Annotated in this window: 13 protein-coding genes and 1 pseudogene; 10 read left to right on the top strand and 4 right to left on the bottom strand. The window is 40.4% G+C overall.

The features are described from left to right. Positions 1–241 precede the first annotated feature (241 nt). The 3 genes and pseudogenes from JOC28_RS08100 to nox form a co-directional block, all read left to right on the top strand. Positions 242–1378 (top strand): annotated as a pseudogene (locus JOC28_RS08100) (DinB/UmuC family translesion DNA polymerase); the annotation flags it as partial. Between the two features lie 53 nt (positions 1379–1431). Next, positions 1432–1731 carry a hypothetical protein gene (locus tag JOC28_RS08095; RefSeq protein ID WP_205010191.1) on the top strand — a complete coding sequence of 100 codons (300 nt, stop codon included), beginning with the start codon at positions 1432–1434 and terminating at the stop codon, positions 1729–1731. Positions 1732–1821: 90 nt separating this feature from the next. Continuing rightward, entirely contained in the window at positions 1822–3195 is a 1374-nt protein-coding gene (gene nox, locus JOC28_RS08090) for a H2O-forming NADH oxidase (protein ID WP_205010190.1), read from the top strand. Positions 3196–3642: 447 nt separating this feature from the next. Here nox and JOC28_RS08085 read toward each other — a convergent pair whose 3' ends face one another. Continuing rightward, positions 3643–4632: an L-lactate dehydrogenase gene (locus JOC28_RS08085; RefSeq protein ID WP_205010189.1), complete on the bottom strand. Its 990-nt coding sequence runs from the start codon at positions 4630–4632 to the stop codon at positions 3643–3645. Between the two features lie 160 nt (positions 4633–4792). Between JOC28_RS08085 and gyrA the strand changes: the two genes are divergently transcribed. The 6 genes from gyrA (at position 4793) to JOC28_RS08055 (ending at position 11761) form a co-directional block, all read left to right on the top strand. Then, positions 4793–7255: a DNA gyrase subunit A gene (gene gyrA / locus JOC28_RS08080; protein WP_205010188.1), complete on the top strand. Its 2463-nt coding sequence runs from the start codon at positions 4793–4795 to the stop codon at positions 7253–7255. Between the two features lie 16 nt (positions 7256–7271). After that, a complete protein-coding gene (locus tag JOC28_RS08075) occupies positions 7272–8009 on the top strand; it encodes a class A sortase (protein WP_205010187.1) in 738 nt (245 codons plus the stop codon). An 80-nt stretch (positions 8010–8089) separates the two neighbouring features. Further along, a complete protein-coding gene (gene gloA2, locus JOC28_RS08070; protein WP_205010186.1) occupies positions 8090–8503 on the top strand; it encodes an SMU1112c/YaeR family gloxylase I-like metalloprotein in 414 nt (137 codons plus the stop codon). Positions 8504–8665: 162 nt separating this feature from the next. Next, the gene (locus JOC28_RS08065; protein ID WP_386701461.1) at positions 8666–9592 is read left to right on the top strand and encodes a DUF1002 domain-containing protein; all 927 of its coding nucleotides are present in this window, start codon (positions 8666–8668) and stop codon (positions 9590–9592) included. A gap of 264 nt (positions 9593–9856) precedes the next feature. Next, entirely contained in the window at positions 9857–11119 is a 1263-nt protein-coding gene (locus JOC28_RS08060; protein ID WP_205010184.1) for an NRAMP family divalent metal transporter, read from the top strand. Positions 11120–11263: 144 nt separating this feature from the next. Beyond that, positions 11264–11761: a hypothetical protein gene (locus JOC28_RS08055; RefSeq protein ID WP_205010183.1), complete on the top strand. Its 498-nt coding sequence runs from the start codon at positions 11264–11266 to the stop codon at positions 11759–11761. A gap of 171 nt (positions 11762–11932) precedes the next feature. Here the strand turns inward: JOC28_RS08055 and JOC28_RS08050 are convergent, their stop codons facing one another. Beyond that, complete coding sequence (locus JOC28_RS08050) at positions 11933–19651, bottom strand: G5 domain-containing protein (RefSeq protein ID WP_205010182.1); 7719 nt, start codon at positions 19649–19651, stop codon at positions 11933–11935. Positions 19652–19892: 241 nt separating this feature from the next. On the opposite strand from JOC28_RS08050, the gene JOC28_RS08045 reads away from it, so the two are divergent. Then, complete coding sequence (locus JOC28_RS08045; RefSeq protein WP_205010181.1) at positions 19893–20549, top strand: hypothetical protein; 657 nt, start codon at positions 19893–19895, stop codon at positions 20547–20549. A 73-nt stretch (positions 20550–20622) separates the two neighbouring features. Here JOC28_RS08045 and JOC28_RS08040 read toward each other — a convergent pair whose 3' ends face one another. Next, positions 20623–21582: a polysaccharide pyruvyl transferase family protein gene (locus JOC28_RS08040; protein ID WP_205010180.1), complete on the bottom strand. Its 960-nt coding sequence runs from the start codon at positions 21580–21582 to the stop codon at positions 20623–20625. Positions 21583–22172: 590 nt separating this feature from the next. Beyond that, positions 22173–22895 (bottom strand): IS30 family transposase, encoded by a 723-nt coding sequence (locus JOC28_RS08035; RefSeq protein ID WP_205010192.1) that lies wholly within the window; start codon positions 22893–22895, stop codon positions 22173–22175. Between the last annotated feature and the right edge of the window lie 67 nt (positions 22896–22962).

The following is a 22962-nucleotide window of genomic DNA, read 5'->3' as shown; positions in this document are numbered from 1 at the left end:
ATACATTACCTCATTACGCATAATCAACTTTACGACTATAACTTAGCCAAAAGTCAGTAAAGTCTTATGCTCTATCATTGTAACACCTTATCAAATTTTTTCAACATAAGGTGTTGTTTTTGCGTACGCTTTTTAAGCTAAATGAGTGCAAAAATCAGATAGTAACCTCAAAATATCTACTGTCTAAAAATTATTTTCTCTTTAAAGCATTGAAATACTTGACAATTGGTAGAAAAATAAAATCAAAGTATCTGCTCAGGATATTGCCTATATTGAGTATTGGGCGCAGCGAACATGGATTGTTCCTCCGAGGATGGAAGCCTATATTGAAGAAAATATTAAGATTCAGTCAATCTTCCAAAATTATGCTAGTTCAGAAGATATTCTTCCCTATTCAATTGATGAGGCTTTTTTAGATCTAACGGGTTCATTAAATTACTTTTATCCTCAAAAGGATCTAGATCGCAAAGAAAAACTAGATAGGCTATCTAGAGATATTCAGAAGGAAATTTGGTCTGAGACAGGGATATATTCTACAGTAGGTATGTCAAATGCCAATCCACTACTCGCCAAACTGGCTCTTGATATCGAGGCTAAACATACAAAGACGATGAGAGCAAATTGGTCTTATGAGGATGTTGAGTCGAAGGTTTGGGCTATTAGACGACTGACAGACTTTTGGGGTATCGGTAGAAGGACAGCGAAGAGGTTAAATAAGCTTGGCATTTTTTCTATCAAGCAATTAGCGCAGGCTAACCCCGATCGTTTAAAAAAGGAGTTTGGAGTGATAGGTGTACAGCTTTGGTTTCATGCTAATGGGGTGGATGAGAGTGATGTCCACGATCCCTTTCATCCCCAAAGTCACGGTATTGGTAACTCACAAATCCTTCCTAAAGACTATGAACGACAAGAAGATATTGAATTGGTTCTTAGAGAAATGGCAGAGCAGGTAGCTATTAGATTGAGAAGACGTCATAAGAAGGCTGCTTGTATAGGGCTTTATGTTGGCTTTTCCAAAAAAGAGAAGCGAAAAAGTATCGCCTGTCAGAAGAAAATAGAACCTAGCCAGCTTACGAGAGTCTTGTCAGATCATGTTATTACGCTTTTTCGCCAGAAATATCAAGCTGGTGCAGTTCGTCAAATTGCAATTCGATATGATAACTTGGTTGATGACGTTTATCAAAGTTTTTCTTTGTTTGACGACACCGAGAAAATTGAAAAGCAAGAAAAACTCGAGTCTACAGTGGATCGTATTAGAGAAAAGTTTGGTTTTGTTTCTCTCCAAAAAGGGAGCTCTTTACTGGAAAATTCACGTAGCGTAGCTCGTAGCAAATTAGTTGGAGGACACTCAGCTGGTGGATTGGATGGCTTGAAATGATTGACAGAAATTATCTACCCTACCAGTCTGCTAGGGATTATAGAGATCGAAAAATGGCAAAGTGGGCTGGTTTTTTCTTATCAGAACACAATTCCTCCTTGGATCATTTTCATAAACCGAGTTTATCGAAGTCGCTAGAAAGTAATGAGTTAATTGATTTATTGATGCGTCTGTATAGCTCGCAAGAAATGGTTAAAATTGTTTTGGGAGAAGATAAGGTTTACGAGACTCTTTCTGGGAAAATAGTTGAGTTGGAGAAGGAGGGAATCTTATTTAAGAGTGAAAATTCATATCGTTTTATCCCCTTTTTGCAAATTTTTTCTCTAGAACCAGCTTTTGATAAAAATTTGTGAAAAAAGTTTCAGAAAGTGAGCACAATTCTTGTAAGCGTTTTATGGGTATGGTATACTGTTAGAGTAATAAATTTGAAAGTTGGAATGATTATGTCTAAAATCGTCGTTGTTGGTGCAAACCACGCTGGTACATCAAGCGTTAATACAATTCTTGATAACTATGGTTCAGAAAATGAAGTAGTTGTTTTTGACCAAAACTCAAATATCTCTTTCTTGGGATGTGGGATGGCACTTTGGATCGGAAAACAAATTTCAGGTTCAGAAGGTCTTTTCTACGCTGATAAAGAATTGCTTGAATCAAAAGGTGCTAAAGTTTACATGAACTCACCTGTAACATCTATCGATTACGATGCAAAAACAGTTACAGCTTTGGTTGATGGTAAAGAGCACGTTGAATCTTATGAAAAATTGATTTTGGCTACTGGTTCAACACCAATCTTGCCTCCTATCGAAGGTGCAGCTATTAAAGAAGGCAGTCTTGAGTTCGAAGCAACTCTTGAAAATCTTCAATTTGTTAAATTGTTCCAAAATGCTGAACAAGTTATTGAAAAATTGCAAGATAAAGCACAAAATCTTGAACGTATCGCTGTTGTTGGTGCAGGTTACATTGGTGTAGAACTTGCAGAAGCTTTCCAACGTTTGAACAAAAAAGTAACTCTTATCGACGTTGTTGATACATGTTTGGCAGGTTACTATGACCGTGACCTTTCTGACATGATGCGTCAAAACTTGGAAGACAACGGTATCGAATTGGCATTTGGTGAAACTGTTAAAGCTATCGAAGGTGATGGAAAAGTTGAACGTATCGTAACTGACAAAGCATCTCGCGATGTTGATATGGTTATCTTGGCAGTTGGTTTCCGTCCAAACACTGGTCTTGGAAATGGTCAACTTGAAACATTCCGTAACGGTGCCTTCCTTGTTAACAAAAAACAAGAAACTTCAATTCCAGACGTTTATGCTATCGGTGACTGTGCGACTGTTTACGATAACTCAATCAATGATACAAACTACATTGCCCTTGCATCAAATGCCCTTCGTTCAGGAATGGTAGCAGGACACAATGCAGCAGGTCACGAAATTGAATCACTTGGTGTTCAAGGTTCAAACGGTATCTCAATCTTCGGTCTTAACATGGTTTCAACAGGTTTGACAGAAGAAAAAGCAAAACGCTTCGGATTCAACCCAGCTACAACTGAAATCACAGACCAACAAAAAGCTGCTTTCATGGAACACGGCAACTACGATGTTACTCTTAAAATCGTTTACGATAAAGATACACGTGTAGTTCTTGGTGCTCAAATGGCAGCTCGTGAAGACATCTCAATGGGTATCCACATGTTCTCACTTGCTATCCAAGAAAAAGTAACTATCGACCGTTTGGCATTGCTTGACTTGTTCTTCTTGCCACACTTCAACCAACCGCTTAGCTATATCGCTAAAGCAGCAATCGCAGCTGAATAATAAGCTAATATAAAAAAGAGGACACAAGTCCTCTTTTTTGATACTTTCCTTTCGTATAAACTTGGAATCCTCATTTTACACAAGAAGAGCGTTGTATCCAATTCCGTTGAAAATTTGGTTTGCCTATATTCTGAAAAGAGGATCGCTTTCCTCTTTTTTATGTTTATATAATGCTAATCCAATGTGTTTAAGCTGCCTAGTATTTAAGTTATTTAAATAGTATTTTGTTTTCTACTGAAAATAGGAGGGATAAGTCTAGAGAATATTATGAGCAGTGTAATCTAGTTTGCAGTATCATAGAATCTTTAGAATAGAAGAAGTAATAGTACATTAGTATCATTTTGAGCTATGTTGATGATTGGAATGATGTTCAGATAGAAACAAAAAAGCAACCTCAAAAGAAGTTGCTTTTTAAATGACTAGAGGTGAATCTAGCTTATTAATAAATTAGTTTTTTGAAGCTTCTTGGAATTCAGGGTTTTTCCATGCTTCTTCGATGATAGCTTTCAACTCATCAGCTGAAGCTTTCATTTTTTGTTGTTCAGCATCGTTCAATGGGATGTTAACTGGACGTACGATACCGTGTGCGCCGATAACAGCTGGTTGACCGATGAAGCAGTCAGTAACGCCAGCGTATTGACCTTCTTGGAATACTGAAAGTGGAAGTACTGCGTTCTCATCATCAAGGATTGCTTTAGTGATACGAGCAAGTGCTACGGCGATACCGTAGTATGTAGCACCTTTTTTGTTGATGATTGTGTAAGCAGCATCACGGACACCTTCGAACAATTCAACAAGTTCTTCAGCGTTGAAGTTACGAACGTCTTTAAGGTAGTCTTCAAGGTTAACACCGGCAACGTTAGCGTGTGACCAAACGGCAAATTCTGAGTCACCGTGTTCACCCATGATGTAGGCGTGGACTGAACGTGCGTCAACATCAAGTTTTTCAGCAAGTGCTTGACGGAAACGAGCTGAGTCAAGTGAAGTACCTGAACCGATAACGCGTTCTTTAGGGAAACCTGAGAATTTCCATGTTGAGTAAGTCAAGACGTCAACTGGGTTAGCTGCAACCAAGAAGATACCATTGAAACCTGACTCAATAACTTGAGTAACGATTGATTTGTTGATAGCAAGGTTTTTACCAACAAGGTCAAGACGAGTTTCACCTGGTTTTTGTGGAGCACCTGCAGTGATAACTACAAGGTCAGCATCCGCACAGTCAGCGTATTGTGCTGCGTAGATTTTTTTAGGTGAAGTGAAAGCAAGGGCGTGGCTAAGGTCAAGTGCATCACCAACAGCTTTTTCGTGAAGTTGTGGGATTTCGATAATACCAAGTTCTTGAGCGATTCCTTGAGTAACCAATGTAAATGCGTAAGATGAACCTACGGCACCGTCACCGACAAGGATAACTTTTTTGTGTTGTTTAGTTGCAGTCATGTCTAAACATCTCCTTAAATTTTATTAGGCATCATGCCCATACGGTTTTTATTTTAGCACTTTTTGTTAAACTTGTCACTAATAAACTATCTAAAATAGTGAAAAAAGCAACAAGATATGCTATAATAGTAGTATTGAAATTGACTAGAAAGAGAAGAAAATGGAAGATAAAAATTTAGTAGACGTTAACCTGACTAGCGAGATGAAGACTAGCTTTATCGATTACGCTATGAGTGTTATCGTTGCACGTGCCTTGCCAGATGTTCGTGATGGACTTAAGCCTGTGCACAGGCGTATTCTCTATGGGATGAATGAGCTTGGTGTGACTCCTGATAAACCACACAAAAAATCAGCTCGTATCACCGGTGATGTTATGGGTAAATATCACCCACACGGTGACTCGTCAATTTATGAGGCAATGGTTCGTATGGCACAGTGGTGGTCATATCGTCACATGCTAGTAGATGGTCATGGAAACTTCGGTTCTATGGATGGCGATGGCGCTGCCGCACAGCGTTATACCGAAGCTCGTATGAGCAAGATTGCCTTGGAAATGCTCCGCGATATCAATAAAAATACAGTAGATTTTCAGGACAACTATGATGGTAGTGAGCGTGAGCCTCTAGTCTTGCCATCTCGTTTCCCTAACCTTTTGGTCAATGGGGCAACTGGTATTGCCGTTGGTATGGCGACTAATATTCCACCGCACAATTTAGCAGAGACTATTGATGCTGTTAAGTTGGTTATGGAAAATCCTGACGTGACAACACGTGACCTGATGGAAGTCTTGCCAGGTCCTGACTTCCCGACAGGTGCCTTGGTCATGGGGAAATCTGGTATTCACAGAGCCTATGATACTGGTAAGGGATCAATCGTTCTACGTGCTCGCACTGAAATTGAAACTACCAAATCAGGTCGTGAGCGTATTGTTGTGACTGAGTTTCCTTACATGGTTAATAAGACTAAGGTTCATGAACATATTGTTCGTCTAGCTCAGGAAAAACGTATTGAAGGAATCACAGCTGTTCGTGATGAGTCAAGCCGTGAAGGTGTTCGCTTTGTTATCGAAGTTCGTCGTGATGCGTCAGCAAATGTTATTTTAAATAATCTCTTCAAGATGACTAGCCTGCAAACCAATTTTGGTTTCAATATGCTGGCTATCGAAAATGGTGTCCCTAAAATTCTGTCTCTCCGTCAGATTTTGGATAACTATATTGCTCACCAGAAAGAAGTTATTGTTCGTCGTACCCGCTTTGATAAGGAAAAAGCAGAAGCACGCGCACATATCTTGGAAGGTTTGCTGATTGCTCTTGACCATTTGGATGAAGTTATCGCTATTATCCGTGGTAGTCAGACGGACGCAGAAGCACAGGCTGAGTTGATGAGTCGTTTTGACCTCTCTGAGCGTCAGAGTCAGGCAATCCTAGACATGCGTCTTCGTCGTTTGACAGGTTTGGAACGTGATAAGATTCAGGCTGAATACGATGATTTGATTCGTTTGATTGCTGACTTGGCTGATATTCTCGCTAAACCAGAGCGTGTAGTGACGATTATCAAGGAAGAGCTTGATGAAGTTAAGCGTAAATACAGCGATCCACGTCGTACAGAATTGATGGTCGGTGAAGTTCTTTCTCTTGAAGATGAGGATTTGATTGAGGAAGAAAATGTTGTTATCACACTCTCTAACAAGGGTTATATCAAACGCTTGGCCCAAGATGAATTCCGAGCACAAAAACGTGGTGGTCGTGGCGTTCAAGGTACTGGTGTTAATGATGATGACTTTGTTCGTGAATTGATTTCAACAAGTACCCATGATCCAATCTACTTCATGACAAATAAGGGACGTGTTTACCGCCTTAAGGGTTATGAAATTCCAGAGTACGGACGTACTGCTAAAGGTCTACCTGTTGTAAATCTTCTGAAATTGGATGAAGGAGAAACCATTCAAACTATCATCAGCGGACAATCAGATACTGATCAGGAATCATACCTCTTCTTTGTTACACGTCAGGGTCTTGTTAAGCGTACTCGTGATTCTGAGTTCAAAAACATTCGTCAGAATGGTTTGAAGGCACTCAATCTGAAAGATGGCGATGAATTGATCAATGTTATCTTGACGACTGGAGAGCAGGATATTATTATCGGGACTAAGTACGGTTATAGTGTTCGTTTCAATGAATCTGTTGTTCGTGCTATGAGTCGACTGGCAACTGGTGTCAAAGGGGTAAGTCTTCGAGAAGGCGATGAGGTTGTAGGAGCGTCAGCTATTTCTGATGATCAAGAAGTTCTTGTTCTGACTGAAAAAGGATACGGTAAGCGTACTGCTGCTGAAGAATATCCAACTAAAGGTCGTGGTGGTAAAGGGATTAAGACTGCTAATATCACTGAGCGAAATGGTCATCTTGCAGGTCTTGTAACCGTTTCTGGTGATGAAGATATTATGGTAATCACTGATACTGGTGTCATTATCCGTACAGGTGTTGATAATATTTCTCAAACAGGCCGTGCTACTCAGGGTGTTAAGGTTATGCGTTTGGATGATGATGCCAAGATCGTTACTTTTGCCCTTATCGAAAATGAAGCAGAAGAGGCTGAAGAGAACCAGCCAGACGAAACAAACTAAGTTCTCCTAAGGTAAAATGAAAAAAAAGACACATAAACTAAGACAGTTTGTTAGAACGAGTATCTTAATACTGCTGATTGTTGTTGGCCTAGCTCTTGTATTTAATAAGTCCATTAGAAATACTTTGATTTCTTGGAATACCAACAAGTATCAGGTGTCGAATGTTTCCAAAGAAACAATTGACAGTAATAAGGATGCTTCAGTTTCCTATGATTTTGATAGTGTTAAATCAATTTCGACAGAATCTGTTCTAGCTGCTCAGATGGAAGCTCAGCAATTACCAGTAATCGGTGGTATTGCTATTCCAGATGTTGGTATTAACCTACCAATCTTTAAAGGTTTGGGTAATACGGAATTAACTTATGGTGCAGGTACTATGAAAGATGGTCAGGTTATGGGTGGTGAGAACAATTATGCTCTCGCTAGCCACCATGTATTTGGTCTGACAGGGTCGTCAACTATGCTATTCTCACCTCTGGATAATGCCAAAGAAGGTATGAAAATCTATTTAACAGATAAGGATAAGGTTTACACTTACGTTATTACATCTGTTGAGGTGGTAGAGCCAACTCAGGTGGCTGTCATTGATGACACGCCTGGCCAAAAGGAAGTAACCTTGGTTACTTGTACCGATGCAGAGGCTACGCAACGTACTATTGTTAAAGGAACGTATGAGTCTGAAGTTGCTTTTGACCAAGCTTCGGATGAGATTCTAGATGCCTTTAATACATCATACAATCAAATAGTATTGTAATATAATAATGTGAGAAGGAGTTTGGTGAATCGTTTTTCCGCTCCTTTTTACTTGCTGAAATAAGAAGAGGAATAGTAGTTATGAAATTACAAGCAGTACATCATATCGCCATAATTGTTTCTGATTATGATAAGTCGCGTGATTTTTATGTTAATAAGCTAGGTTTTGAGGTCATCCGTGAGAACCATCGACCTGAGAGGCACGACTATAAGCTGGATTTGAAGTGTGGCGATATTGAATTGGAGATATTTGGCAATAAGTTGTCTGATCCTGCTTACCAAGCTCCGCCCAAGCGAGTTGGTAGACCAGAATATGCTAGTGAAGCTTGTGGATTGAGGCACTTAGCTTTCAGAGTGCAACATATAGAAAATTATGTTGCAGATTTGGAAGCTATGAATATTTTTGTTGAACCCATCAGATACGATGACTATACAGGAGAGAAGATGACCTTCTTCTTTGATCCTGATGGTCTGCCTTTAGAGCTACATGAGTAGTTCTGCTCTGCTATTTACCTAAATGATAAGAAGTGTCATCTACTTGTAAGGTTGAAATAGGCAATCGAAAAGACAAGATGCTATAATAGAGATGGAGATTTCTGGGAAAGTCACTCAGAAAGGAATTTTATGAAGAAATATATGTTAGCAGGTTTTGCCTTTATGGTTAGCTTACTACTTACTAGTCCTGTTTTTGCAGCATCAGATGTTCAAAAGGTTATTGATGAGACTTATGTACAGCCTGATTATGTGCTTGGTTATTCGCTTTCAGATGAGCAGAGGACGCAGACGCTGGAGCTCTTGAGTTATGATAGTAGCAGTGATACCAATATCGAAACTCTGACAACATCTGCCTATGCCTCCATCATGGATGTAGCAGATGATTCAAGCCTACAGCTCTACTCATCCGTTAAAATCAAAAAGTTAGGGAGCAGTCAGACTTTGACTGTTACTATCGCCACCCCTGAGAACATTACCAAGGTTACTGAGGATATGTACCGTAATGCAGCGGTTACATTGGGTATTGAGCATGCAGAGATAACGGTTGCCTCACCGATTGCGGTTACAGGTGAGTCTGCCTTGGCTGGTATCTATTATTCTTTGGAGGAAAATGGTGCCCAGGTATCTGACGATGCAAAAGACCTAGCCCAGGAAGAATTGTCTACCTTGTCTGAAATCAATGAAGAAAATTCAGGTAAAGACGGTTATGATGCTGATAAGCTCAATGTCGCTTTGACTGATATCAAAACAGCTGTTGCAGAGCAGGGAAGTGATTTGACAGAAGACCAGGCTCAAAGCATTGTTGAAGATACCTTATCAAACTATGGCTTGAAGGATGTTTTATCAAGCAATCAAATTACCTTGATTGTTAACTTTGCCCTTAATTTATCAAAGAGTTCAGTTATTGAGAATAGTAGTTTTACCAGCACTTTGAGTTCTTTGAAGGATTCTATCGTGTCAAATGCAAGTTCAACCTTCTCAAATATCAATCTTAATTTTGATGCTAGCCAGGCACTGACAGAAGGACAGAACTTCTTTACCAATATTTGGAATCAAATTGTGACCTTTTTTAAAAATCTAATTGGTTAGACTTGTCTTTGGAGAGGACATCGTTGAAGAAGTTCCTTAGACACGTGATTTCTTCCCAAAGAATTAGAGTTTACTTAATTTCTACCGCTTGTGATTTAAACTAAAAATTTCGAGAAGCTAAGTTTTTAAACTAGCTTCTTTTTTATTTGAAAATAAAAACGTTTACATCTGTCGATGTGGTTGACAGTCATTTCTAAAATTGTATAATAAATACATAAAATTTCGGAAAAATCTGAAAATTGTTTTTTGTAAAGGAGATTTATTATGACTGAGAATACAAATCATTCATCATCTACCTGGCGTACTAAGCTTAAGGCTATGGGGCCTGGCATCCTAATGGCTTCTGCAGCGGTTGGGGGATCGCATATTGTATCATCTACTCAAGCGGGGGCAATCTACGGTTGGCAGTTGTCAGTGTTAGTTTTGCTGATTAATTTATTTAAATATCCTTTCTTCCGTTTTGGTTCACAATATACCGCAGAGAATGGGAAGAACTTGATTGAGGGATATGCAGAAAAAGGGAAAATCTATCTGATTATCTACTTTATCCTGAATATCTTTTCTGCAGTTGTTAACACGGCTGGTGTTGGAATTCTTTGTGCTGCCATTGTAGCTAACTTTTTCCCAGGAGAGCTCGGAATTAGCACAGCGCAATTGACAACAATTATTATTGTGATTATTTGGGGAATGTTGTTGCTAGGAGGCTATCGTTTCCTTGATGGTCTTTCAAAATGGATTATGACAGCACTTACGATTGCAACTGTGGGAGCTGTGGTCATTGCACTTTTCCAACATAGAGAGTATGCCCCTGATTTTGTAGTGACATCTCCTTGGCAAATGGCTGCGCTACCTTTCCTTGTTTCACTAATGGGATGGATGCCTGCTCCTATTGAAATTTCAACAATCAATTCACTCTGGTCAGTTGAAAAACGTAAGACAGTTGACTTTAATGAAGAAGATGCTCTATTTGATTTTAACGTTGGTTATATTGGAACAGCAATCCTTGCTTTCTTCTTCCTAGCTTTGGGTGCACTTATTCAGTACGGTAATGGTGAACAAGTGCAGTCTGCTTCAGCAGCCTATATTGCTCAGTTTGTATCAATGTATGCATCAGCTTTTGGTAATTGGGCTAAGCCATTCATCACCTTTATTGCTTTCTTGTGTATCTTTGGGACTGTTATTACGGTTATCGATGGTTACTCACGCGCTAATAATGAAGCCTTGCGCCTATTGACAGGTAAAAAAGAGTCTTCACAAAAAGCTTTGACTGTATGGATGACTGTAACTGCAATCGCAGGTCTCGTTATTGTTTATGCTTTTTCAGGTCAAGTTGCGACAATGCTTCGCTTTGCGATGATTGCTTCGTTTATCACAACACCATTCTTTGCTTACCTTAATTATAGTCTGGTCGACAATGAGAAGCACAGAGTTACTGGTTGGTTGAAATGGTTATCAATTACTGGTTTGATTTACTTGTTTGGCTTTGCTATTTTCTTTGTAGTAGCTTGGTTAACAGGAAATGTTTAAGAGAAAATCTGGGTTGTCCCAGATTTTTTGGTTTTTCTTGCTTTTCTAGTTAGGAAGATGGTGTTAAACTAGAGAGGTAAGCAACACTTAATTTTCAGAATAAAGCCTAACTGGTTAGTGAATAGAAAAAAGAGAGGATAAAGTGTGGGAAAACAATATTTTTTAGTTGGCAGTTCATTTGGAATCGAGGATCAATTTGACCGATTTATCCGTGATGGCATCTGGGAACTTGATTGGCATGGTCAGGAAGAAGTAGCTCAATACCAAAAAATGTTATCTTATTATGATCAGATGACAGAAGGTGATTGCATCGTTATTAAATCATCCTATACTAAAAGTAAAAATCTACCTTTTTCCAATCCGTTGACTGTTAAGGTGTCTACTATGAACTTAAAGATGAAAGGGACTATTCTTGAAAACTGTCAGGATGGGCATCGTATTCGAGTGGCATGGGAGCAGGATTGGCAGGAGAAAGAATGGTATTTCTATACTAACCGTGCTAGCATTTGGAGGCTCAATCCTAAGACAAATCCACAGAAAGTGTCAGCCTTGATTGATTATATTGAGACTGGGAAGGATCAAGATTATGATTGGTTTAAAAAGCAGAGCCCAGCTTTTCAAAAGAAAGCAAATCAGTCTTAAGACCGATGTGATTCTTACCCGAAAGGGTATAATAGACTTATCCAAAAATTCTTTTTTTCATTTCAAAATTCCTCGTAGTCTTGTGGCTGCGAGGTTCTTTTATGCTATTCATTTGACAATTCAGAACTCAAAAAACCTCTTTCAAGATTTTTCTCGAAAGAGGTTTTTAGGTTATTGATTTGTATAGATTGATTCTCTGAAGTCGTTGGTTGTGAGGAGGTAGTCATTGTAAATGGCTGCTTCAACAGCTTTAACGAGAGAATTACTATTAAGGCGATTTTGTGCTAAATCTTTTTGCATGGCATCACGCATGAGATTCTTGATATCATCATAAGAAGTCAGAACATTTGGCTTACCATTCCATTGAACAGTTACAGGTTTGAGGCTTCCGCTTGCCTGTGCAGCCGCCTTATGTTCAGTGTATTTCTTAATCTTGAAGTCATCCCATGATGTGTATCCAAGCGGTTTGAGAACTTGTTCAAAGATATAACTATCAGTCAAGTGGCTATTTCCTGCTGCTTTAGCAGCTGTAAGGAGTTGATTGCTTGCATATGGAATCAGACCTTTTTCATAACCAAGCTCGGCTAGTAATTCGTAACTTGTACGACGGAAGGTCAAATCACCAGGTGAGCCCAGCTCATTGTCATTTTCACCCCACATACCAGCAAACATGCTGACAGCTTGATAAGAGCCACGGCTAATTTTACCGCTAGCATTGCTTGATCCGAAATGACGAACACTTGCAACATCAGCTTTAACGAAGTCTTCGATTGTTTTCAGGCTTTCTGCTTCCTCAGTTGTTAGGCTACGGTAAGTATCTGATGCCCAGGCGTCATTACCAGAGCTATCTTTATCGTAGGATTTTTCCATTTTACGAAGGAGTTTTTGTTTGTTTTCAGTTGTCTGCTCTGCAATGAGCTCCGCTTCAATGGCCTCAAGAGTGTAGACGATATCAAAGGACCTTTGAGTGTATTCTTGAACATCTTGAGCATTCTGATAACGTTCTGGACTGAGTGCGTAGTAGCGACTCTTAGAAGTTTCGCCAGCGGTTCCAGTCCAATCGAAGATAAGGTTAAGAGCGAAGTAATCATTGCTATAGCCTGTTGGTGATTGGAAATAGGCTTGCGCATATTGTTCCGCACCTAGACCTTCACGACGACCGTATCCGTAGAGGTAAGTCCTACCATCAGCGTTATGGGTAGTCTCGTGTGTGAAGATTGAGATAGTATAATCACTCAAGAGACTGTAGATGAAGAAGGTAGAAGTACCATTTGCATAGGCTGAAGCTGGGGCAGTCTGAGTCTTACCGCGACCAATTGGGAAGAAGAAGTCCTGCATGGCATCGTTTGTAGTAGTGGCACTATCACTCATCAACCAATTTCCTCTGACGCTGTAGCTATCCCAGTTTGGCATTGTACGGAAGAGAGTTGCATCGATATTAGATGGCAAGATACGGAACCAGGCATCGAAATGGGCACGTTCCATATCAGCGTATTTCTGAATACGTTCTTTCAACTCGGCAACCTTAGTGGCATAGCTAGTTGGGTCAGATTCTTTAAGACTCATATCCAGATAGACATCATACATACCATAGGTGATAACTGGTACTGTTGTGATGATGTAAATACCCTCTCTAGCTGTCAAGAGTGGAAGGACACCATTTTGTTCACTGCTTGCTGCTTTAAGTCTGTTGTAGACAGCAACATCTTGATCAGGATACTCTTCGGACGATTTCTCAACAATATAGGCTGTTGTGTGAGCCTTGAACCAATCATTCATAGTTGCGTAGCTATTGTCAAAGAGCTCTTTATGACTCTCTAAGAAGTCAAAGAGAGTCGCTTCATCGGTTACAGAAGCCAAGGATGATGCGTAGGTGGTGATGTTATTTTGTGGGTCTAGGTTAGAGAAACCTGTCTTACCAAAGTTCACCAGCCATTCCAGCTGCTCAACATTGCTCTTACCGTAGAAGTCTTGGGCGTAGAGTAGGAGGTCGTCAGCACCAATCTTATTGAAATCAAAGCCATACCAGCGAACGAGATAGCTGAGTCCGAGTAAGAGGGCAGATTTATTTTCCTTGATGTAGTCTGCAATATAATCATCGGTAGCTCCACCCAAGGTATTGATTGCTTTATCTGAGCTAAGTAGTTTATTCAGATAGCTTTCGATATTTTCTTGTACCTTCTCGTAAGCCTCTTGAAGGTAGAGTTTACTGATCTTCTTGGCAGGATCTGACTCAGAAGTGATACCGAGTGTCTTGTAGTTATCATCAGAAGCATAGGCAAGTGCTTTGAGTTCAGCAGAGACTTGGGAAATAATATCGCTGTGGTCGCTGACAAAGACTTCAGGTGTGTAGATCAAGTCCGTTCCTGTAATCTTGTACTGGCGTACAGAATCATTCGTGTAGGCCTTATCAAAGCTGACTGCCAAGGTCTCGATAGTACCGTCTGTGTAGCGGATCATAATCTGATTAATATCATTTTGAGAGAGGTCACTTGCAATTGCACCATCTTTAAGCGGTGTCACTGAGGCGATTTCTTTTGTGGCAATATTGCTTGCGCTGTCGACAAGATTTCCGTATTCAACTAAGGTGTCTCGGTCATAGAATGGAATGATTTTTTCCATATTCTTATAGGCTGTGAGGCGACTTGCCTGACTATCATTCAAGGATAGGTAATCAAGACTTGTGCTAACTGAAGCGCTTGAAATAAGGTTTTTAGCAGTATTTCCGAAAGAAACAACCTTTGCTTGCCCATCTTCAATAGAAAGTCCTTTAGCATAGAGGGTTGATGTTCCTTCAGAGAGGTCAGTGATGTAGTAGTTGTCAGTAACACGACTTGTTGCGTAGGCAGAATCTCCATAGAAGAGTGTTCCGTTTGTAACTTTGACAGCAGTCACGTTATTATTAACGAAACCATTTGCCCAGCTTGAGGCAACACCTGCAGAAACTTGTAATTTATCATCACCAGCATTGATAAGGCTACCCGTTGCATAAGATGTTTTAACGGTTGCTGCACCATTTGAACCTTGGTTAACGACAGCAGCAAGTCCAGCAATACGGGTATTATTTGTGTGGCTTGTCGCTGTAATAGTCGCATCAACATAACCTTTTTCAATAAGAGTGCCACCGTCAGTTGCTTTTCCGACCAAACCAGCAACATTAGCTGTGCCTCGTCCAGCACCAGTTGCTGTGATAGTTCCCATAAAGGCAACGTCAGATAGGGTAGAAGCACTGCTAAGTGTATTGATTAAGCCTGCAACGTTATTGACAGCAGTGATATTACCTTCAACTGCTACGTGTTGGATTTTACTTGATGATGAAGCAGTAAGCGCCAATGCGGCTGCAGAGTCTGAGCTGCTGTTGATAGCGACATCTGATAAGACCAAATCTTGTATTTTAGCACCTTTTAGGTTTTCAAAGAGTGGTTTTGCCAAATCAACGATGCTGTATTGTTTGCCCTGGTAAGAACTTGTGAATGTTCCAGTGAAGTTTCCAGGAATATAAGTTGCATCTGTAGAATTGACTTCGCTCGCTGAGACATCTGCAGCTAAAATGTAGTTGCCAGAAAGATTATTCTTCATAGCGGCTACCAGCTCTGCAAATGACACAAAGACATTTGATTCAGTTGGTGTCTGTGTCTTGGCTACTGTAAAGCTGTAACCGTCAGTATATGGCTTATCGTTTCCTGCAAAGGTTGTTAACTCTGTAAAATCAAGATTGACTGCATAAGAGCCATCACCATTATCACTAATGCTTGTGACAGGAATGAGCATCTCACGGAGGTCTTCAGTCTGGATACGAGCGTAGTAGTTGCTTGTATCCGCAACATCGTCGCTACTTAGGCTGAGGACGTGCTCTTCTTGTCCATTTTCGTATTTGTAGAGGCCTTGGCTGGTGATGTTCTTGATTTCAATTGTTGGCGCAGTACCAATTTCGATAACTTGGTTAATGGCGGCTGTCTCGACAGAACTGATAAGAGTTTCAGACAGAATTTGCCCATCCTTGGTTTTGACTACTGTATAGGTCTCTGTGGTATAGCCATCGACACCCTCAATCGCTGTGCGGCGAACATTGCGTCGGAGACTATTGTTTTTCTGTTCAATAGTCTGGAAGGCAACTGGGTTGACACGTTTTTCAACTGTTTCAGTAATTGTTTCAAGTGTTCCAACAGTGGTAATTTCTTCAACGGCTTCCTTGCTGATTTCAGTTGAAATGATTTGGCTATCTGCAAGCTGACCATCAATATAGGTATTGCGCGTGATTGTTGTTTCAACACCATCTTGACCAACCTGAGTGACCTTGCTTTCTCCAGCAAGCATGCTAGGATCTTCAACGGTTTTCTTAGTATAAGGAATTGCGCGTGTTGTCACGACATCTTCGCTAGTAATTTTCGCTTCAGGAAGTTCGTCGCTGGTTGAGTCACCCTTGTCAGTTTCAAGAGTACCAACAGCAGTAATTTCTTCAATAGGCTCAGTCGTTACCGTAGACGAAATGACTTCTGAGCTAGCTAATTGCCCGTCAATATAGGTATTACGAGTAACCGTAGTAAGAACACCGTCTTGTCCAACTTGCGTGACTTTAGTCTGCCCTTTTTCGAGAAGAGGATCTTCGACTGTACGTTTTGTAAATGCGATAGTTTGAGTCTCTGTTACATCCTCGCTGGTAATTTTAGCTTCAGGAAGTTCGTCGCTAGTTGAATCGCCCTTGTCAGTTTCAAGAGTACCAACGGCAGTAATTTCTTCAATAGGCTCAGTCGTCACCGTAGACGAAATAATTTCCGAGCTAGCTAATTGTCCATCGATATAAGTGTTACGAGTAACTGTAGTGAGAACACCATCTTGCCCGACTTGAGTGACTTTAGTCTGCCCCTTTTCGAGAAGCGGATCTTCAACTGTACGTTTGGTGAATGCGATAGTCTGAGTCTCTGTCACATCCTCACTAGTGATCTTCGCTTCAGGAAGTTCGTCGCTGGTTGAGTCACCCTTGTCAGTTTCAAGAGTACCAACGGCAGTAATTTCTTCAACCGGCTCAGTCGTCACCGTAGACGAAATAACTTCGGAACTAGCTAATTGTCCATCGATGTAGGTATTACGAGTAACCGTGGTGAGAACACCATCTTGCCCGACTTGAGTGACTTTAGTCTGTCCTTTTTCAAGGAGAGGATCTTCGACTGTGCGTTTAGTGAATGCGATAGTTTGAGTCTCTGTCACATCCTCACTAGTGATCTTCGCCTCAGGAAGTTCATCGCTAGTTGAGTCCCCCTTGTCAGTTTCAAGAGTACCAACGGCAATAATTTCTTCAATAGGCTCAGTCGTCACCGTAGACGAAACGACTTCCGAGCTAGCTAATTGTCCATCAATGTAGGTGTTACGAGTAACCGTAGTAAGAACACCGTCTTGTCCAACTTGAGTGACTTTAGTCTGTCCTTTTTCGAGAAGCGGATCTTCCACCGTGCGTTTAGTGAATGCGATTGGTGTTTGACTTTCCTCGTCTTTACTTGTTACTAAGGCGATTGGAAGGTCAGTCGACTCGGCATCTCCTTTTTTCTTGATAAGAGTACCGACTTCGATGATTTTTGAAATTGGAAGAACCTCTTGTCGAGCCACCTCGAGTTTTGAAAGAACTTGTCCAGTTTGATCGCTAGTTACTTGATAAGTAATAGTGACATAACCGTCTTGTCCTTCCTGTAAGGTATTAGTTTGCCCTTCCTCTAGAAGAGGATTTTCACGAGTTTCTGTTTGGAAGCTCTGCCCTGCAATTTGTTCAGTGACCAATTCAGTAGTAGTTGTTGCCTCTTCTTTGGTTCCGACTGCAATAATTTCTACCTGCGCAGCTTGAGTAATTTCCTGTGAAAGAGTTTCTGTTGTCACAAGTTCACCATTGAGATAAACATGACGCAGGGTAATGGTCTCAATACCATCTTGCCCAGCTTGAATAACCTTAGTCTCACCTTTAGCTAGACTGGCGTCTTCAACAGTTTCTTGCCCATGAGGAATTGTTTTCGTCTGAGTTTCTTCCTGATAAGTCAGCTGAGCTTCAGGGAGTTCACTAGTTTGTCCGCTACCATTTGCAGTCTCTAGAGTCCCAATAGCGATAATCTCTGAAACTGGTGACTGAGTAATCGTTTCAGAAACCAGCTCAGTCGTAGCAAGTTGCCCATTGATATAGGTGTGGCGATAAGTTTGGGTTAAGCTACCAGTCTGACCAGTCTGGATAACCTTCGTTTGTCCTTTAGGCAGAGTAGGGTCTTCGACGGTTTGGCTGTTAAATGGCAGAGCAGTTGTCTGACTTTCGTCGCTTGTTGTGATAGTAGCTACAGGAAGTTCGGCGCTTGTACCAGTACCCTTATCAGTTTGAGTTGTTTCTTCAACTTTGGTTCCAATTGCAATGATTTCAGATACTGGCGCCTGAGTAATCGTTTGTCCGATAAGATCAGACGAAGCTAGCTGCCCATCGACGTAAGTATGGCGAATTGTTTTACTTTCAATCCCAGTGACACCTGCTTGAATGATTTTGGTCTGACCAGCTGGAAGAGTAGGATCTTCAACAGTTTGACTTGTATAGGCAATGCTGCTAGTTGTCACTTCATCACTTGTCGTAATAACAGCCTCTTTTGGTGTTACTGTTTCCGAGCTGCCCTTGTCAGTTTCAAGAGTTCCAACTGCGATAATTTCATCTTGAGCTGCCTGAGTCGTTGTTTCTGAAATGGTGTCAGTCGAAATGAGTTGTCCGTTGATATAGGTGTGACGAAGGGTCTTTGTCAGACTACCATTTTGCCCAGCTTGTAGAACCTTGGTTTCACCCTTGGCTAGGCTAGGATCTTGGACCGTTTTACTGCTATATGCAATATTCTCCGTCACTGTTTCATCTTTAACAGTCACTTCAGCGACAGGAAAGTCTAATTGCTCGGAGCTACCTTTGCTAGTTTCCAGAGTTCCGACAGCAGTAATCTCATCCTGAGCCTTTTGAGTTACTGTTTCAGACAAGACTTGGCTAGAGACGATTTTGCCATCTTGATAGCTTACTTGAACCTGTTTTTCAAGCTGTCCATCTTTACCTTCTTGGACGATTTTCGTTTGTCCTTTTGGTAATAGAGGATCTTGGATAGTTTGTTTACCATAAGAGATTGCTTCTGTTTGAGTCTCTACTTTAGTAATCAGCGGCGCTTCTTCAGAAGATGTCGTTTGCTGCTCTGCCTGTGTAGATGTAGTTTCTTGAGAAGTCTTGTTCCCAGTAGCCTCAGTGAAAGTGACTTCCTGTTCTGTCCCATATTGGTCAGTGAAGTAGCCAACTAAGTGATAACCTGAAATATTGTCAGCTGATACCGTTTGTCCACTGAGAACTAATTTGGAATCCTTCAATTGGATCACATCAGCTAAGGCGAGGCTAGCCGTCATCACAGACCCACCGAAGGCAAGTAGAAGGATCAGTTGATTACGATGGCGTTTATGACGCAGAACCATCACACCACCCAGTGCTAAGATACCTAAGCCAAGAAGAGAGAGAAGGGCTTGGTCTTGAGATGACGTATTGGGCAAGAACTGACCAACAAGTGTCTGTTCTTTTTCAGCATTTGAGCTGCTACTTGAAGAAGCAGTCGGAGTATTTTGATTACCCTGACTAGCGACTTGGTCTTTAGCATAAACAAAAGTATAGTCTACATTAGCTTGAGCTGTGAAATCTTGGTTTACCGTTTGGACACGATTTTTGTCCGCTTGAGAGAGAGTTTGGTAATCCACATAATTGACATCCGATCCAGCATCACTTTGTGCTAGAGCAGTCGAAGGCGTAGCAAGTGCAGACAGAAGAATGAAACTTCCAATCAAGCAAGAGCCGACGATACCATGTTTCTTACGAATGGCATATTGATTTAATTTATCTCCAAATGTCATGAGAAACCTTTCTTTGCATAAAAGTAATTATTTACTTTTATATTTTAACATATTCTGACATTTTTCTTAAGAAGATGGCTTATTATTTTCAATTGACCTATTTTTTAATTTTTATTCTCAGACTTTTTGATGAAAACAATGAATAATACTGATATATTAGCTTGAATTTCAACATTTGAATCGTACAACAATTTTAAAAAACTCTAAAATCTGTTATACTAGAAGGCAGAAAAGAGGCAATATGAAAAAGAATTTTACACGCGCAGCGATTTTCCTAATGACCAGTTTACTACTAGTAGCATGCAGTCAGAAGGCAGATACGGTAAATTGGTCAAGCAGTAACTCATCAAGCAAAAGTCAGACGACCAGTCAAAGCGAGACAAGGACCACTGTATCTTTAACTGAAACAACAAGCACCAGTCAAGAAACAGAAGCAAGCAGCACTAGCAATGAGCAACTCTATGCTGTTACCTTGCAAAAGGTAGCCGAGGATACTAGCGAAGGTCATGCCACGCAGTATGCTTTTTATGATATCGACCATAATGGTACTGCAGAGCTAATCACGGGAGTAGTGACCAGTGGTCAAAATTATATTTCTGCAATCTACTACTTAAACAAAGGCGTTTCGACCTATCTATCGCAGTCATCAGTTGCACCCAGGGGAGGAAATCGAGAAGTGACTCAATTTTATGAGGACGGGAGAATTGCCTACTACCAGTGGTTATCTGGAAGTGGTCAGGGAACTGCCTATCTCTATCAACTTCGAGCTGATAATACAGGATATGATATTGTTCAGGAAATTTCTTTTGATATGAGTCAGGGACAGAAAATGCCAGATTTTTCTCAAAATCGTCAGTTGGTATCCGCTGATAGTTTAAACTGGCACGGTTTTTCTTGATTTAGACAGCAAAAAAGCACTTCAGTTCTTTTCTGAAATGCTTTTTCTTTTATTAATAGCAGAGCATTTGCAATTATCGTCTAATTCCCCAATGTTGACAGGCGCTCCATAGGCCTGTTACCTGAGATTGAACCAAGTCAGGATCAGTTAAAAAGTCAAGAAGGTCTTGACCGTCTAGGAAGCCCTTATCATTTGAAAAACCTGTAAAATTTGTACAGATATTTTCAAGATTTTCTTTGATAGGAAGGTAGGCTTGAGGATTTTCAGCAGGAGAATTGATATCAAAATCACCTGTCAAAAACTCCTCAACGGTCATGTGATTCGCCAAATCACGTAGGCCATCAAAACGCTCAGGTTCAAATCCCACTTCCTCTAAGTTAAGCACGGGAGTTCCCAAAGGTAAACAAGGCAAGGTTGCATGCAGACGCGTTGTTACAACGAAACGAGCTGATTGGTAGAGATAGAGGTAGTATTGCGCTACTTTAAGACGTGCCTGAGGAGATAGATATTGGTGTGCAATATCAACGCCCATACGCATAACGGGTAGATTTGATTCTGCAACGAGTTTATCGTAGACCTGATTAGGAACATCGACTGCAAGAATGAAATCACGCTTTTTGATAGACGTTTCTGGTCTTAGAGTCAAAGTCATGCAACCAGAAAAGTATGAATCCCCAACGAGACTGTCTAAGAAGTTTGCGGTGTCATGGCTACGTCCGCCGACAGGAGCATTCGCTTTGAAAAAAGCTTTCATTTGATCAGACGAAAAAGCTTCCTTAATAGGATTATCGATATAAATTGAGGTCAATAAAGGCTTAATCTGTTTCTGCTTAGGAGGGAAATTTTCAGGATGATGCGTGTACCAACCGTTCATGATGAGTTTAATGTCTTCGTCAGAATCAGGAACAAAATCATTGATATAATCACGATTGATGAAATAATCAACACGAGGTAAAAAACGCTTAGCTGCAAGTGATTGAATATCATCTCCAGTATTTCCAGTTGAATAGGTTAACAAAGCATATTTTGTCATGTGAACTCCGTTTCATATATGAGATAAAAATCAGTTAATTTATTATACTATGAGACCAGCCACATCTCAAGTCACAATCTAGGTTTGACTGATATGTTAGCCACCTTACCACAATGACTAGCTATGTCAAATTCAGCAGTAAGCAGTAGACGGTAATATCATTTAGGCAAAAGACTCTCTTCGTTGGTATTGATATTATTATTGACAATCTTACTGAAGTGCTGTATAATTCAGGTTACTAAGGTATAGTTCATTAGAACACCAAAGCCCCCAACTAGTGCCAATAGTTGAGGGCTTTTTTGACGTTCTGTACAGATTAACGGGTGTTTTCAGGTTGGCAATACTCACTATTTTTTGCTATCCAACCATTTACAGATGAAATAGAGGATTAGTCCTGCGATAACTTCTGCCGTAATAGCAATAAGGAGCTCCAAGGTATAGCTCATTAGTGAACACCTCCTCCCTAGCAAAGAATTTGCTTGAGGAAAAGCATTGCCATACGATTATATCACAAACTTAAACGATATTTATCGAACGAAAAGATTTTCTATTTTAACAAAAGACAGATTGCAAGAATAAGTGCAACATTTTTAAAACTCACGCAAGAGTTCCTCAAAAGGTATTCTGTAACCTAAGCATTTACGTGGTCGATGGTTGATTTGAAACAGCTCTGAGAATAGTTCTTCATCAGTGATAGTCGCTAAATCAGTTTTCTTTTGAATAGCTGAAAACATGGAAGCAGCTGTTCGATCTGGTATTTTAAAAGCTAGATAAAATCGTGTCTTTCGTTCAAGGAAAGTAGCTGAGCAACCTTTACTTTTACCTCGTGAAGAGACAACCAATTCCCAGTGACCAACTGTTTTTCTCTTTTTGACGTCTTTAGGACGTTTAGAGATAGGAGTGCCAATCAGAAATTTTCCTCGTGTTTCCTGAGGCTGTCTGCTCTTTCCCTTTCTTCTTAAAACTGTTAAATCACAGGTGATAAGACCCTTATAAAGCCAAGTATAGACTGTCTTGAAAGAAACCATAGGTTTTCCATACAAGCGATAGCGACCAGATATTTGTTCAGGAGACCAAGAAGCCTGGGGTTGTCTTTCGATATCTTGTTTAATACTTGGTGTACAGCTTGTTTTTCTACCTTTACGCTTAGCCAATTGATCATAATGCTTTTGAGCCAAATCTGCTGAATAGCTTCCTTGACATCGCCTAAGTTCTCTAGAAACCGTTGAGCGATTAACACCTAGTTTCATTGCAATGTGACTTGATTTCGGACCTAATTCGAGATAGTTAGTGTAAAATAATACTCGGTAAATCGTTTACAGGTTTTCAAAACGAAAAAAGTCCTATATCCTAGGAAATGCAAAAAAAGTAACCTAGAAG

It is taken from the genome of Streptococcus loxodontisalivarius, assembly GCF_016908645.1.
GTDB classification, from domain to species: domain Bacteria; phylum Bacillota; class Bacilli; order Lactobacillales; family Streptococcaceae; genus Streptococcus; species Streptococcus loxodontisalivarius.
The sequence above is the reverse complement of the archived record's forward strand: the minus strand, read 5'-3'. Positions and strand labels throughout refer to the sequence as shown.